Origin of the sequence: Kitasatospora sp. NPDC093102 (genome assembly GCF_040683915.1) — a bacterium.
Lineage (GTDB): Bacteria > Actinomycetota > Actinomycetes > Streptomycetales > Streptomycetaceae > Kitasatospora.
Genome location: NZ_JBFBFA010000060.1, coordinates 17,889 through 32,023, shown reverse-complemented (window position 1 = coordinate 32,023; position 14,135 = coordinate 17,889). Strand labels below are relative to the sequence as shown.

14 protein-coding genes are annotated in these 14,135 nt (G+C 74.7%); 6 read left to right on the top strand and 8 right to left on the bottom strand.

What is annotated here, in order from left to right; genetic code table 11:
* Positions 1 to 152 precede the first annotated feature (152 nt).
* Positions 153 to 740: a TIGR03086 family metal-binding protein gene (locus AB0O11_RS36215; RefSeq protein WP_363395843.1), complete on the top strand. Its 588-nt coding sequence runs from the start codon at positions 153 to 155 to the stop codon at positions 738 to 740.
* Between the two features lie 64 nt (positions 741 to 804).
* Here the strand turns inward: AB0O11_RS36215 and AB0O11_RS36210 are convergent, their stop codons facing one another.
* Positions 805 to 1,680, bottom strand: coding sequence for a LysR substrate-binding domain-containing protein (locus AB0O11_RS36210; protein ID WP_363395840.1), 876 nt, complete (start codon positions 1,678 to 1,680; stop codon positions 805 to 807).
* Between the two features lie 174 nt (positions 1,681 to 1,854).
* Between AB0O11_RS36210 and AB0O11_RS36205 the strand changes: the two genes are divergently transcribed.
* A complete protein-coding gene (locus AB0O11_RS36205; protein WP_363395837.1) occupies positions 1,855 to 2,223 on the top strand; it encodes a nuclear transport factor 2 family protein in 369 nt (122 codons plus the stop codon).
* A 25-nt stretch (positions 2,224 to 2,248) separates the two neighbouring features.
* Here AB0O11_RS36205 and AB0O11_RS36200 read toward each other — a convergent pair whose 3' ends face one another.
* The 3 genes from AB0O11_RS36200 to AB0O11_RS36190 form a co-directional block, all read right to left on the bottom strand.
* On the bottom strand, positions 2,249 to 3,016 hold the full coding sequence (locus AB0O11_RS36200) for a hypothetical protein (protein WP_363395834.1): 768 nt from the start codon (positions 3,014 to 3,016) through the stop codon (positions 2,249 to 2,251).
* Positions 3,017 to 3,208: 192 nt separating this feature from the next.
* Positions 3,209 to 4,249, bottom strand: coding sequence for an acyl-CoA desaturase (locus AB0O11_RS36195; protein ID WP_363395846.1), 1,041 nt, complete (start codon positions 4,247 to 4,249; stop codon positions 3,209 to 3,211).
* Positions 4,250 to 4,388: 139 nt separating this feature from the next.
* Positions 4,389 to 4,994, bottom strand: a complete 606-nt coding sequence (locus tag AB0O11_RS36190) for a TetR family transcriptional regulator C-terminal domain-containing protein (RefSeq protein ID WP_363395831.1) — start codon at positions 4,992 to 4,994, stop codon at positions 4,389 to 4,391.
* A gap of 80 nt (positions 4,995 to 5,074) precedes the next feature.
* Here AB0O11_RS36190 and AB0O11_RS36185 point away from each other — a divergent pair, with 80 nt between their 5' ends.
* Positions 5,075 to 5,956, top strand: a complete 882-nt coding sequence (locus AB0O11_RS36185) for an alpha/beta hydrolase (protein ID WP_363395828.1) — start codon at positions 5,075 to 5,077, stop codon at positions 5,954 to 5,956.
* A 183-nt stretch (positions 5,957 to 6,139) separates the two neighbouring features.
* Here AB0O11_RS36185 and AB0O11_RS36180 read toward each other — a convergent pair whose 3' ends face one another.
* Together AB0O11_RS36180 and AB0O11_RS36175 are read right to left on the bottom strand one after the other, a co-directional pair.
* Positions 6,140 to 6,751 carry a helix-turn-helix domain-containing protein gene (locus AB0O11_RS36180; RefSeq protein WP_363395825.1) on the bottom strand — a complete coding sequence of 204 codons (612 nt, stop codon included), beginning with the start codon at positions 6,749 to 6,751 and terminating at the stop codon, positions 6,140 to 6,142.
* A gap of 103 nt (positions 6,752 to 6,854) precedes the next feature.
* The gene (locus AB0O11_RS36175) at positions 6,855 to 7,628 is read right to left on the bottom strand and encodes an SDR family NAD(P)-dependent oxidoreductase (RefSeq protein ID WP_363395822.1); all 774 of its coding nucleotides are present in this window, start codon (positions 7,626 to 7,628) and stop codon (positions 6,855 to 6,857) included.
* 121 nt (positions 7,629 to 7,749) lie between these two features.
* Here AB0O11_RS36175 and AB0O11_RS36170 point away from each other — a divergent pair, with 121 nt between their 5' ends.
* Positions 7,750 to 8,385, top strand: coding sequence for an NAD(P)-binding oxidoreductase (locus AB0O11_RS36170; RefSeq protein WP_363395819.1), 636 nt, complete (start codon positions 7,750 to 7,752; stop codon positions 8,383 to 8,385).
* Between the two features lie 95 nt (positions 8,386 to 8,480).
* Here AB0O11_RS36170 and AB0O11_RS36165 read toward each other — a convergent pair whose 3' ends face one another.
* Positions 8,481 to 9,404 carry a hypothetical protein gene (locus AB0O11_RS36165; RefSeq protein ID WP_363395816.1) on the bottom strand — a complete coding sequence of 308 codons (924 nt, stop codon included), beginning with the start codon at positions 9,402 to 9,404 and terminating at the stop codon, positions 8,481 to 8,483.
* A gap of 183 nt (positions 9,405 to 9,587) precedes the next feature.
* Between AB0O11_RS36165 and AB0O11_RS36160 the strand changes: the two genes are divergently transcribed.
* Positions 9,588 to 12,089, top strand: coding sequence for a helicase C-terminal domain-containing protein (locus AB0O11_RS36160; protein WP_363395813.1), 2,502 nt, complete (start codon positions 9,588 to 9,590; stop codon positions 12,087 to 12,089).
* A gap of 18 nt (positions 12,090 to 12,107) precedes the next feature.
* On the opposite strand, the gene AB0O11_RS36155 is transcribed toward AB0O11_RS36160, so the two are convergent.
* Complete coding sequence (locus AB0O11_RS36155) at positions 12,108 to 12,362, bottom strand: hypothetical protein (RefSeq protein WP_363395810.1); 255 nt, start codon at positions 12,360 to 12,362, stop codon at positions 12,108 to 12,110.
* A gap of 125 nt (positions 12,363 to 12,487) precedes the next feature.
* Between AB0O11_RS36155 and AB0O11_RS36150 the strand changes: the two genes are divergently transcribed.
* Positions 12,488 to 14,125 (top strand): DNA repair helicase XPB, encoded by a 1,638-nt coding sequence (locus AB0O11_RS36150; RefSeq protein ID WP_363395807.1) that lies wholly within the window; start codon positions 12,488 to 12,490, stop codon positions 14,123 to 14,125.
* Positions 14,126 to 14,135 lie beyond the last annotated feature (10 nt).

Below are 14,135 nucleotides of genomic sequence, written 5' to 3'. Positions count from 1 at the left end.
GGAGTCCATGCGGAGCATCGGCGACCGACGACAACGCGGCGAGGTGCGTGCCCCGGCGTCGGCCCGCAGGCGGGGGTTTGAAGACGGACCCTAGGGCCTGGGCGTCGCGTTTCTTCAAGACCGCCCGGCCCGCCCCGGCCAGAATCGACACCATGAACGCCCACCCGATGCACCCGTTCCTGGCCCGCGCCGCCTCCGCCGCGGCCGATGTCGCCGCCTCCGTTCCGGCCGGCCTGCCGCTGGACGCGCCGACGCCCTGCACGGAGTTCGACACCCGTGCGCTGATCAACCACTGGGTGCTCTACAGCTCGCACGGCCTGGAGCACCGGGCCCGGCGGGTCGAGCTGCCCGAGGAGCTGAGCTCGCGGGACTTCGCCGCCGAGGCCGACTGGCGCTCCGCGTACGCGGCCCAGCTGGAGCGAGCGGTCGCGGCCTGGGCCGACCCGGCGGTCTGGGAGGGGGACGTCGACCTCGGCGGCGCCCCGGTGCCGGCGGTCGGGATCGCCCGGATGCTGATCCTGGAGCTGCTGCTGCACGGCTGGGACGTGGCCCGGACGGTCGGCGGGCGGATCGAGGTCGACGAGGAACTCGCGCTGCTGGCCGGGGAGATCGTGGCGGAGTACACCGAGCTGTACCGGCAGTACGAGGGCTTCGCCGAGTCGGTGGCGCTGCCGCAGGACGCCTCCGCGTGGGACCGCGCGCTGGCCGCCTCGGGGCGCGATCCGCACTGGAAGGCCTGAGCCGCCGGCACCGGGCCCGTTCGCCCGACGCGGCGTTCACGCCTCGGCACGAACCGTCCGACGGTCACTCGAAGCTGAGCGCCGCCCTGAGCCTGGCCCGCAACAGCCGTACGGCCGGGGACGGTTGGTCGCGGCGGGCGACCACGCCGAGCCGGGCGTGCGCGGCGGCGTCGGCCAGCGGGACGGCCCGCAGCCCGGCGCCCGCGGCCGAGGAGGCGCTGAGGACTGCCACACCTGCGCCGCGCTCGGCGAGCCGGAGCAGCGCGACCGGGGAGCTGGCCTCGATGTCCACCCGCGGGTCGAGGCCGAGCCGGCGGCAGGAGTCCTGGTAGGCGGCACGGATCCCGGTGCCCGGGGACAGGCAGAGGATCTTCTCGCCCCACAGGTCGGCGAGTCGGAGCTGCGCCCGGTCGAGGGGGTGTCCGGCGGGCACGACGGCGGCGATCGGCTCGTCGACGGCGACGGTGGCCTCCAGGCCCGGGGAGACCTCGCCCGCGTAGCCGATCAGGGCCAGGTCGAGGGAGCCGGCCAGCACCTGTGCCTGGAGGTCCGCGGAGTGCCCCTCGTGCAGGCTGAGTTCGATGCCGGGGTGGCTGCGGCCGAGGTCGGCGACGGTGTCCAGGAACGGCGGGATCGAGCAGCCCGTGATCATGCCGAGCCGGACCCTGCCGCGGACGGCGTCGGCGAACTCGGCGGCGGTGTGCCGGATGGCGTCGAGGGTGGCCAGGGCGTTCTTCGCCAGCGGCAGGACCGCCTCGCCGGCCGGGGTGAGACGCACCTGCCGGCCGGCCCGGTCGAGCAGCTGCTGGCCCAGTTCGCGCTCCAGCTTGGCCACCTGGGTGCTGATGCCGGACTGGCTCACGTGCAGCCGGGCGGCGGCGGCGGTGAAGGTGCCCTCGTCGACCACGGCGGCGAAGTAGCGCAGCTGGTGCATCTCCATGACCGGTGACGATATTCGACCGGCGCGCCGTCCGGCGGGCCGGTCGGCCCGCCGGACGGACGGCTGCGGCCCGCCGATCACGCGGCGGCGCACCCTTCTTCCATCACTCACAGAGATGAATGGCATCTGATCCATCTGTTGGACCGATGGCGGAGCGGTCGGGAGGATGGACGCATGACGACGACGAAGAGTGCGCGTGAGCTTGCCGAGACCTACTTCGCCGCCTGGGAGGCGGGCGAGTTCGAGACCATCCGGGAACTGCTGGCCGACGACGTCGACTTCGTCGGGGCGCTGGGGACGGCCTCGGGGGTGGAGGAGGCGCTGGCCGGGCTGAAGGGGCTCGGGCGGGTGCTGGAGAAGATCGACGTGAAGGTCCGGGTGGCCGAGGGCGACGAGGTGATCACCTGGTTCGAGCTGTGCACGAGCATCGCCCCGCCGGCGCCGACGGCGAACTGGATGCGCGTCGAGAACGGCAGGATCGCCCGGATCCGGGTCACCTTCGACCCCCGCGGCCTGCTGGCCGGCATCGAGAAGAAGGCCTGAGGGCGGGAGCCGGCCGGCGGCGGTCCTACTCGCCCTGCTTCTGCACGTACCTGGTCGTGAAGCCCAGGACCGCCACGTAGCGGCCCTCGGCGGGCCCCGTGACCTCGCTCGGCCGCACGGGCTGCCAGGTCAGGTACTCGGACCGCTGCCCCTCGTCGTTCCGGTAGCGCCGACTGCCGTACTTCTCGTACCAGTAGTCCTCGCCGGAGGTCAGGAGTTCGGGGCCCGGCGGCCGGGTGACACTCACTTCCAGCGCCGTCCGCACCGCCTCACCCGTCGACAGCTCGAACTCCACGGACGGGGCGATCGGCCTGGCCGCCGCCTCCGCCACCTCCTCGGGGGTCGGGTCGGCGGGCGGCTGGTGGGCGTACTGGTCGGCCGCGACCAGGCCCGCCCACCGCTGCGAGCTCTGCCAGCCCTGGCCGGCCAGGTAGCGGTCCAGATCGGCGAGCCGGGAGCGGATGTCGCTCCCGTCGAAGGCCAGGTACACGTTCACGGTCCGCTCGCAGGCCACCGGCAGCCACTTGCCCCGGATCCACAGGTCGCCGCGGTAGTCGGTCCGGCACACGTCGACCGTCGACCTCCCCAACACCTGGGCCCACGGCAGCAGTTCGGGCATCCGGTCGATCCGGCCGGCCATCCGCTCCTCGGCCGCCCGGCGGGCCTGCGTGGTCTCCGGGGCCTGCGCCAGCCCCTGGACGTCCGGCGGGGCCGCAATGGCCGTGGTGCGGTAGTGCCGCCACCCCGCCCAGCCGCCGAACACGACCGCCACCCCCAGGACCGCGATCAGCACCCATCGAAGCCAGAACCGAACCACGCCCACCCCCGGTCTCCGCCCACCCCGTCCGGGCATCGTACGGGCGCGAACGCGGTACCGGACGGGCGGTGCCGGTGAAAGCCGCCCCGCACGGGAAGCCGGCGGATCCGACTTCCCGTGCGGGACACCGGCGTTCAGGCCTTTCCGCCACCCTGCCGGGCGCGACGGTCACCCGCCGGAGCGGATCGGCTCGCCCGTCCGGTGCAGGTGGGCGAAGATCTCCCGGTAGGAGCGGAACAGGCCCGCCTCGCAGTACGGGACGCCCTTCTCGGCGCAGAACTCCCGGGTGATCCGGGCGGCCCGCCCGAGCGCCGGGGTCGGCATGCTGGGGAACAGGTGGTGCTCCACCTGGTAGTTGAGGCCGCCCATCACCGAGTCGATGACCGGTCCGCCGCGGACGTTGCGCGAGGTGAGCACCTGGCGGCGGAGGAAGTCGAGTTTCATCTCCGGCGTCACCATCAGCATGCCCTTGTGGTTCGGGGCGAAGACGGAGCCCAGGTAGACACCGATCAGCGCCTGGTGCACGGCGAGGAAGGCGACCGCCTTGCCCGCCGGGAGCGCGGCGAACACCAGGCCGAGGTAGGCCGCGAAGTGGACCACCAGCAGCACGCCCTCCAGCACCGGGCGCTTCATCATGGGGCTGCGCAGCGCGCGGAAGCTGTTGAAGCTGAGGTTGAGGCCCTCCAGCAGGAGCAGCGGGACGAACAGGTACGCCTGCCGGCGGCCGATGAACCGGGCGAGGCCGCTCGCCTGCCGGGCCTGCCGCTTGGACCACACCAGGAGTTCGGGGGCGACGTCCGGGTCCCGCTCCTCGTGGTTCGGGTTGGCGTGGTGGCGGGTGTGCTTGTTCATCCACCAGCCGTAGCTCATGCCCATCAGCAGGTTGGCGGCGATCCGACCGCCGATCTCGCTCGGCATTCGCCGGTCGAAGACCTGACGGTGCGCCAGGTCGTGGGAGAGCAGGCCGATCTGGGCGAAGACGACGGACATCGCCGCCGCCAGGCCCAGCTGCCACCAGGTGTCGCCCAGCGCGAACAGGGCGTACCAGCCGCCGAGGAAGGCGGCGAGCACCAGGCCCGCACGGACGGCGTAGTAGCCGGGGCGCCGGTCGAGCAGGCCCTCGGCGGCTATCCGGCGGGTCAACTGGGCGAAGTCGCTGCCGCCGCTCCCCGGCCGGGGGGAGGGGGCTTCGGGCGCTTCGGTCGTCATCACGGGCTGCGCGGGCATGCCCAGAGTCTGGTGCAGCCGGCCCGCCCGCAGAACGGGGAAAGCACCCGTCCCGTACGGGTGCTAGCCCCCTTGCCGCGCGGGGCGCCGACCCGCTGCGGCGACCGGCGGTACGGGGCCGTCAGCCCACCACCGGCCGCCCGAACAGCTCGTCCAGGTGGTACGCGAGGACCGCGAGCGCCTGCTCGCCGGTGCGCTGGCCGCCCAGGACGCTGGAGCCGAGCCCGTTGACCATCGCCAGCAGCCCGGCCGCGACCGCCTCGACGTCCCGCTCCGGCCCGATCCCCCCGGCCTGCTGCGCCGCGCGGAGCTGCTTGGCGAGGAAGCCCTCCAGCACCACCGGCGGCTGTGCGGCCTGCTTCTCCAGCACCTCGGGGTCGCCGAGCACCAGCGCGTAGTACGCCGCGTACGTCCTGGTGATCCGGCGGCTCTCGGCGTCCGTCGGCAGGATGCAGGACAGGATCGCCGTCACCACCTCCCGGGGGGCCCGCGCCTGGCCGATCCACCGCTCCATCCGGGCCTGGAGCTGGGTGCCGAGCCTCGCCAGGGCGTCCAGCAGCAGGCCCTCCTTGGTCGTGAAGTAGTACTGCACGAGCCGCAGTGAGACCCCGGCCTCCGTCGCGACCGCCCGCATGCTGGCGGACTGCAGGCCCTGGGTGTCGGCGATGCGCAGCAGGGCCTCGGCGATCTGCCGCCGGCGTTCCTCGTGGTCGACCTTCGCGGTCATTCCGGCCTCCGTAGCTGGACCCGACGGTCGGGCCCGCTTTGCTTGGTACACCCGTATCATGCATGTGATACACATGTACCATGCGAATCAGCGAGTTCACGAACGGCAAGGCCGAAGCCCGCTTCCGCGCCGCGTACGAGCGCGCGCTGACCGAACTCCGGCCGGAGCCGTGGACGTCGCTCGACGTCCCCACCGGCTACGGCACCACCCGCGTGTACCGCACCGGCAGCACCGAACCCGCCCAGGGTCGGCCGATCGTGCTGCTGCCCGGCTCCGGCGGCAACGCGCTGATGTGGCACCGCCACCTCGACGCCCTCGCCGCCCGGCACCCCGTGATCGCCGTGGACACCGTCGGCGAACCGGGCGCCAGCGTGCAGAGCGCCCCCATCGCGAACGGCCGCGACGCCGCCGACTGGCTGGAGGAGCTGCTCACCGCCCTCGACCTGCCCGCCGCCCACCTGGTCGGCTGCTCCTACGGCGGCTGGATCGCCCTCAACCACCAGATCCACCACCCCGGCCGGACCACCGCCCTCACCCTGGTCGAAACGGCGGGCCTGGCCGACCTGGACCGCCGCTTCTACACCTGGCTCGTCCTCGGCGGCCTCGCCGCCATGGCCCCGCGCCCGCTGCGCCCCCGGCTGGCCCGGCTGGTCGGCAACAGCGCCGTCCTGGAGACCGAGCTGATGGCACTGGTCCGCGCCTCGACGGGCTTCCGCCGCCGGCTTCCCCCGGCCGCCACCCTCACCGACGAGGAGCTCGGCCGGCTCACCGCCCCCGCGCTCTTCCTCCTCGGCGAGCGCAGCGCCCTGCACGACGCCCGGGCCGTCGCCGAGCGCCTGCACCGGCTGCTGCCGGCCGCCCGGGTCGAGATCGTCCCCGGCGCCGGGCACTCGCTGCCCACCGACGACCCGGCGGCGGTGACCGCCGGCATCCTCGGCATGGCCGCGCAGCAGGCCGGTTGACCGGAGCGGCCGTCGGCGGCGGCAACAGCCCGTACCGGTCCGGCCCGCGCGAACGGCTGCTCGTTCAGGCCGAGTTCCCGTCGGCACCCGTGACGGCAGCCCGGTCGAAGGGCGGCCGCGGCGGGCCGGGACGGTACCGGCGCCCTCCCCCGGTCGCCGAGGCCCGCGGCCGTCACTCCGCCGCTACGGCCGCTCCGCCGGCCCGCCGAGGGCGGCGCGGACCAGACGGGTGACCGCCGAAGTGGCGGCGGTCAGATCGCCGCCGCCGTCCGGCGCCCCCGCTTCCGTCGCCAGCGCGTCGTAGGTCTCGAAGGCGGTGAGGACGAAGAGCAGGCCCGCCGCGTCCGGCGGGGCGGAGGGCAGGCGGCCGGAGAGGACCGCCGCGCCCTCGCGGCGGCGGGCGTCGCGGTCGGCGATGACCCGGCCGACCTCCTCGTCGAGCGCGGCGAGGGCCCGCAGACGGCGGGTGCAGACCCGGTCGACCGCCCAGAAGCCGCCCATCACCTCGACGAAGCGGTCCACCGCCGCCCAGGGGTCGGCCAGGGTGAAGGCCTCGGCGAGCCGGGCCATGCCGCCCTGTGCGGCGAGGGCGTCGCAGACCGCCTCCAGCAGGCCCGCCTTGGAGCCGAACTGGTAGTAGACGGTCGCCCGGGCGACGTCCGCGCGGCGGGCGACCGCGTCCAGCGAGACCCCGCCGGTCTCGGCCAGGTGCGCGCGGGCGGCCGCGACGATCCGGGCGCGGGTCTCGTCGACCTCTGCCTGCCGCTGTCCCATCCGGTAGGACCGGGGGCTCATCCCGCTCGCCTCCACTCGTTCCGCGCGAACTGGCAGTATCGCCGATCGGTTCACCGCGCCCGGCCCGGCCCCGGGCGTTCGACGGGGCAGCCGGCCCCGCCGCTCAGAGCATGATCCGCCCGCCGCTGACGTCCAGGGTCTGCCCGGTGATCCAGGAGGACGTGCCGGAGGCCAGGAAGAGCGCGGCCGAGGCGACGTCCCCCGGCTCGCCGAGGCGGCCCAACGGGTGCGCGGCGGCGACCTCGGCCTGCACCTCGGGCGGCATCTGCGCGGCGGTCCGCTCGGTGCGGACGGCGCCCGGCGCGATGGCGTTGACCCGGACGCCCTCACCGGCGACCTCCTGGGCGAGGTGCCGGGTGAACATCAACACGCCCGCCTTGGCCGTGGCGTACGCGGCGGACGCACCGCTGGGCAGCCGGCCCGCCGTGGAGGCCATGGTGACGATCGAACCGCTGCCGCGGGCCAGCAGGCCGGGCAGGAAGGCCTGGACGGTGAGGAAGGTGGCGGTGAGGTTGCCGTCCAGCACGGCCCGCCAGTGCTCCTCGGTCTCGCGGACGGTCGGCACCGGGTAGCCGTCGCCGCCGGCGAAGGCGGCCAGGACGTCGACCGGGCCGAGGTCCCGCTCGATCCGGGCGGCGGCGGAGCCGAGCGCCGCCGCGTCCGTGCAGTCGGCGACCAGCCCGAGCGCCCGGGCACCCTCCGCCCGCACCTGCCCGGCCACCTCCGTCAGCGCCGCCTCGTCGCGGCCGAGGACGGCGACGGCCGCGCCCTGTCGGCCGAAGGCGCGGGCGGTCTCCGCGCCGATGCCCCGGCTGCCGCCGGCGATCACGACCACCCGGCCGTCCAGGTCGGGGTACCGAGCCTGCCGAACTCCCATGTCCCATCGCTCCTTTGGGCTTGCTCTCGCGGTGCGTTGTGGTTCACTTGATTTCATTCATACAGCCCGTCTGAATGAATGACAAGCACCGCCCAGTCCCGGCACTACCGAGGAGGAACCGATGAGGATCGCAGTCGTGGGCGCCACCGGACGCACCGGCCGTCTGGTGGTCGACCTCGCACTGGCGGCCGGACACACCGTCACCGCCGTCGCCCGCGACCCCGCCCGGCTACCGCACTTCGCATACGGCACCCCGCTCACCGCCCGGGCCGACGTCAGCCGGCCCGGCTCCCTGCACGGCCCGCTGAACGGCCAGGACGCCGTCGTCGCCACCCTCGGCACCACCGGTCGCCGGGCCACCACCGTCTTCTCCGACGGCGCCCGGGAACTGACCGCCGCCGTGCGGGCCGGCGGCGGTCAGCACCTGGTGACGATGAGCTCGGCCGGCCTGGACACCGGTCGACTCCCCTTCGCCCAGCGGGTGGTGACCAGGCTGGTGGTCGACCGGCTGTACCGGGAGATCCACCACGACCTGGCCCGGATGGAGGCGGCGCTCGCCGGCTCCGACACCGCCTGGACGGTCGTCCGGGTGCCGATGCTCAAGGACGGACCACCGCCCGCGGGCCCCCGGGTCTCGTACGACCGGCCGCTTCCCCGCGCCGGCACCGCCACCCGCGCCACCGTCGCCGAGTGGATCGTCGGCCACCTCGGCGACCCGGAGACCTTCCGCCGCCTCGTCCACCTCGCCGACGACTGACACGGCCGCCACGCGGCACGCGCACCGTCGTGGACCGCTCCGGCCGCCGCGCCGCGAACAGCCCTCACGGGAAGGGCCGCCGGCACGGCCCCGGCTCAGTCCTGCTGCGGCGGGCGGCGCATGGCGAGCAACAGCAGGACCACCGCCGACAGCACGGCGGACAGCCGCAGCACGTTCGGGGCGGCCGACCAGCTGATCTGCCCCAGCGGCGAGCCCGACTGGAGGCCGCCGCCCTGCCCGCCGGCCTGCTTGGCCTGCTGCATGGCGTAGAGGGTGGTCGCGCTCATCGTGATCAGCGGGATGCCGAGGATCACGAACTTGCGCATCAGGTCGGAGATCTGACGGGACAGGTAGCCGAGACCCCAGCCCGCCAGCATGGCCGGGAAGAAGCCGGAGACCGCGCCGCCGACCAGCAGGCCACAGGAGAGCAGGATCAGCGGGGAGGGCTTGCGGGCGGGCGCGCCCTTCTCCGCCTCCTTGCCCTTGGCCTTGGTCTTGCCCCCGTCCTTCCCCGCCGGGGCCTCGGGCGGCGCGGCAGGCGCAGCGGGCGCGGCAGGGACCGGCTTGAGCCGGCCCCAGCGCGGCTTCTTCTTCGGGTCCGCGGGCTTCGCCGCCTCCGCCGCGGGCCCGGCCGCCGGCACGACCTCCTCGGCGGTGCGCTGCTCGGGGATCGGCTTCGGCGCGGGCTGCAGCCCGTCCGAGAAGTCGAAGAGCGTCATCGTCCACGGGCCGGTGCTCGACACCGTCGGCGGCGGGATCGCGTCCGACCGCTCCTCGGTGGCGGCCACGTCCGGCAGGTCCAGCGGCACGGACGGGATACCGGCCGCACTCGGCGCCGGCGGGTCGTACACGCTGTCGGGGTCGGGAGTGAGGCCGGGACCGGCAACGGGCGCGGACGGGGCCTCCGGAGCGCCGCCGGAAACGGCCTCACCCGAGCCGGCACCCGGGGCGTCGCCCGCGCCGCCGCCCGAACGCTCGCTCCACGGCCCGCTCTTGCGCCACCACTCGCCGTCCGTCATCACCGACCACCCCGCCTCGCCCGTACCGGCCGCCCACCGAACCGCACTCGGCGTGACGCTACCCACCCCGCCCCCGCCCGCGCGAGTCCACCCGCCGGGCCCGGCGGTGCGGGTACCCCGGGACGGCGATACGGCGCTGTACGGGACACCCCGCCGTCCCCGCGCCCGACTAACCTAGGTCGAATGACCACACAGCAGGGCCCTCAACGCCGGGGCAGGTCCGCCACCGGCCCGCGCACCCTCGCCGAGGAGCTGCGCGCCCGTCCCGACGACGCGCTCGCCGCCCTGCTCCGCTCCCGCCCCGACCTGCTGAACCCCGTCCCCGGCGACCTCACCCAGCTGTCCGCCCGGCTCTCCTCGCGCGCCTCCGCGCTGCGCGCCCTGGAGCGGCTCGACCGCTTCACCCTCCAGGTCGCCGAGGCGCTGGCCACCGCCCCGGACGGCACCTCGCTGAACACCGTCCGCACCCTGCTGACCGGCCCGGCGAAGGTCAAGCCGCACCCCGGCGCGACCCCGCTCACCCCCGCCGACCGGTCCGCCGTCGCCGCCGCCCTGCCCCGCGCGATCGCCACCCTGCGTGACCGGGCACTGCTCTGGGGCCCGGACAACGGGCTGCGGCTGGTCCTCGCCGTCCGCGAGGCGCTCGCCCCGACCGCCGGCAACCCGGGCCGCACCGGCCTCGGCCCCACCCTCGCCGACGCCACCGTCGGCATGTCCCCGGCCCGGCTGCAGCAACTGCTCGCCTCGGCCGGGCAGCCCGCCACCCCGGACCCGGTCAGCGCCGTCGCCGCGCTCACCGCACTGCTCACCGACCGCGCCCGCTGCGCCGCGCTGCTCGACACCGCGCCCGAGGCCGCACTGCGACTGCTGGAGCGGCTGGTCTGGGGCCCGCCCACCGGCACCGTCCCGGACGCCACCCGCCCGGTGACCGCCGAGGACGCCCACAGTCCGGTCGAATGGCTGCTCGCCCGCGGCCTGCTGCTGCCCACCAGCCCCGGCAGCGTCGTCCTGCCCCGCGAGCTCGCCCTGCACCTGCGCGGCGGCCGCACCCACCGCACCGTCGAACCCGTCCAGCCCGAGCCCGCACCCGCCGCCGCCCCGCGCGATCCCCAGGCCGTGGACAGCGCCGCGGCCGCACAGGCACACACCGCGGTCAAGACCGTCGAGGAACTGCTGGACGGCTGGGGCCTCACCCCGCCGCCGACCCTGCGCGCCGGCGGCCTCGGCGTCCGCGACCTCAAGCGCACCGCCCAGGCCCTGGAGAGCACCGAGCAGCAGACCGCCTTCTGGCTCGAACTCGCCTACACCGCGGGGCTGCTGGCCCCCGACGGCGAGGTGGACGAACGCTGGGCCCCCACCCCGGGGTACGACGCCTGGCTGCACCTGGACACCGCAGAGCGCTGGTCCGTGCTGGCCACTGCCTGGCTCGCCGCCACCCGCGTCGCCGCCCTCACCGGCACCCCGGACGGCCGGGGCAAGCCGCGCGCCGCCCTCGGCCCCGAACTCGACCGCACCCTCGCCCCGTCCGTCCGCCGCGCCGCCCTCGCCCTGCTCGCCGAACTCCCGCCCGGCACCCCGGCCACCGCCGAGGAGCTGCTCCCCACCCTGCGCTGGCAGCGCCCGCTGCGCGGCGGCCCCACCGGCCCGGACGGCCGCGAGCTGCGCGACGAACTCACCGCGTGGACCCTCGACGAGGCCGAACTCCTCGGCATCACCGGCCGCGGCGCCCTGGCCGCCCCCGCCCGCGCCCTGCTCACCGCCGAGTCCGACCCGGCCGAGGTGCTCGCCCCGCTGCTCCCACAGCCGCTGGACCACGTGATCCTCCAGCCCGACCTCACCGCGATCGCCCCCGGCCCGCTGCTCACCCCGCTCGCCCAGGCCCTCGCCCTGTGCGCCGACATCGAGTCCAAGGGCGGCGCCACCGTCTACCGCTTCACCCCGACCTCGGTGCGCCGTGCCCTCGACGCCGGCCGCACCGCCACCGACCTGCGGGCCTTCCTGGAGCAGCACAGCCGCACGCCCGTCCCGCAGCCGCTCGCCTACCTGATCGACGACGTCGCCCGCCGGCACGGCATCCTGCGGGTCGGCGCCGCCTCCTCCTACCTGCGCTGCGACGACCCGTCCCTGCTCGGCGAGGTGCTCGCCGACCGCCGCTCCGCCGACCTGCGGCTACGGCTGCTCGCCCCCACCGTCCTCGCCTCCCAGGCCGCCCCGGACGTCCTGCTCGCCGCCCTGCGCACCATGGGCTACGCCCCGGCCGCCGAGTCCGCCGAGGGCGACGTGCTGATCACCCGCCCGGACAGCCACCGCACCCCGCCCCGCACGGCACCGGTGCCCGTCCCCGACGGTCCGCCCAGCCCCGACGACACCCTGCTCGCGGCCGCCATCAAGGCCATCCGGGCCGGGGACCGCGCCGCCACCGCCACCCGCCGCGAGCCCGCCCCCGACCCGCGTCACCTCCCCCGCACCGCCGCCGCCGAGACCCTCGCCGCCCTCCAGACGGCCGTCCTGCTCGGCGAGCGCATGTGGATCGGCTACCTCAACGCCGAGGGCATCGCCAGCCAGCGCATCATCGACCCGGTCAAGGTCGAAGGCGGCTTCGTCACCGCCTTCGACCACCATGCCGAAGAACTCCGCACCTTCGCCCTGCACCGCATCACCGGCGTCGCGGAACTCGACGAGTGACCTGAGGTGTCCGAGGCCTCAGTGCCCCTGCTGCGCCTCCTTCATCTTCTCCTGGACGGCCTTGTCCGCCAGGCTGCCGATCTGCCCCTGCCCGACCGGCATCGACCCCCCGGTGGCGGTCTCCGCGATCAGGAATCCGGGAGCCGCGAGCAGGCCGCCGGGCCCCTCGCCGATGCCCGCGAGGGCGTGGGCCGAACCGGCCGAGGAGGCGGTGGCCGCGAAGGCCGAGCCCATCAGGGCGAGGGCGGTGAGAACACGCTTCGACTTCTTCATGACCAGCCCAACGAGCGAGTACGGACCGTGGTCACTCGAAGCAGCCGCCCGCGCCCCCTCCGGAATGCGCGACACTGAAGGGTCTGCGTCAATCCACCCTGTCAGCCAGTGGAGGGCTTCCCCGCGTGAACGACGGACCGCTCATCGTCCAGAGCGACAAAACTCTTCTCCTGGAGATCGACCACCCCCAGGCCGCCGACTGCCGCCGCGCCATCGCGCCGTTCGCCGAGCTGGAGCGGGCGCCCGAGCACGTGCACACCTACCGGGTGACCCCGCTCGGGCTGTGGAACGCGCGGGCGGCCGGGCACGACGCCGAGCAGGTGGTGGACGCCCTGGTGACGTACTCGCGCTACCCGGTGCCGCACGCGCTGCTGGTGGACGTGGCGGACACCATGGGCCGGTACGGGCGGCTCCAGCTGGTCAAGCACCCGACCCACGGGCTGGTGCTCACCACCACCGACCGGCCGGTGCTGGAGGAGGTGCTGCGCTCCAAGAAGATCGTCCCGCTGGTCGGCGCCCGGGTCGACCCGGACACCGTCGTGGTGCACCCCTCCGAGCGCGGCCAGATCAAACAGGTGCTGCTCAAACTCGGCTGGCCCGCCGAGGACTTCGCCGGGTACGTGGACGGCGAGGCGCACCCGATCGACCTGGACGAGGACGGCTGGCAGCTGCGCCCGTACCAGGCGCAGGCCGTCGAGGGCTTCTGGCACGGCGGCTCGGGCGTGGTCGTGCTGCCCTGCGGCGCCGGCAAGACGCTGGTCGGCGCGGCCGCGATGGCGCACGCCAAGTCGACCACGCTGATCCTGGTCACCAACACCGTCTCGGCCCGCCAGTGGAAGCACGAGCTGGTCAAGCGCACCTCGCTCACCGAGGACGAGATCGGCGAGTACAGCGGCACGAAGAAGGAGATCCGCCCGGTCACCATCGCCACCTACCAGGTGATGACGACCAAGCGGAAGGGCGTCTACGCCCACCTGGAGCTGTTCGACGCCCGCAACTGGGGCCTGGTGGTCTACGACGAGGTGCACCTGCTGCCCGCGCCGGTGTTCAAGTTCACCGCCGACCTCCAGGCCCGCCGCCGGCTCGGCCTGACCGCCACCCTGGTGCGCGAGGACGGCCGCGAGGGCGACGTCTTCAGCCTGATCGGCCCCAAGCGCTTCGACGCGCCGTGGAAGGAGATCGAGGCACAGGGCTACATCGCGCCCGCCGACTGCTGCGAGGTGCGGGTCACCCTGACCGACTCGGAGCGGCTCGCCTACGCGACCGCCGAACCGGAGGAGCGCTACCGCTTCTGCGCCACCACGGCGACCAAGCGGCGGGTGGTGGAGGCGCTGGTCAAGAAGCACGAGAAGGACCAGACGCTGATCATCGGCCAGTACATCGACCAGCTGGACGAACTCGGCGAGGCCCTGGACGCCCCGGTGATCAAGGGCGAGACCAGCAACGCCCAGCGCGAGAAGCTCTTCGACGCCTTCCGGAACAAGGAGATCGGCGTCCTGGTGGTCTCCAAGGTCGCGAACTTCTCGATCGACCTGCCCGAGGCCACCGTGGCCATCCAGGTCTCCGGGACCTTCGGCTCCCGCCAGGAGGAGGCCCAGCGCCTCGGCCGGGTGCTGCGCCCCAAGGCGGACGGCCACGCGGCCCACTTCTACTCGGTGGTCGCCCGGGACACCGTGGACCAGGACTTCGCCGCCCACCGGCAGCGCTTCCTGGCCGAACAGGGCTACGCGTACCGGATCATCGACGCGGACGACGTGCTGTAGACGGACCCGG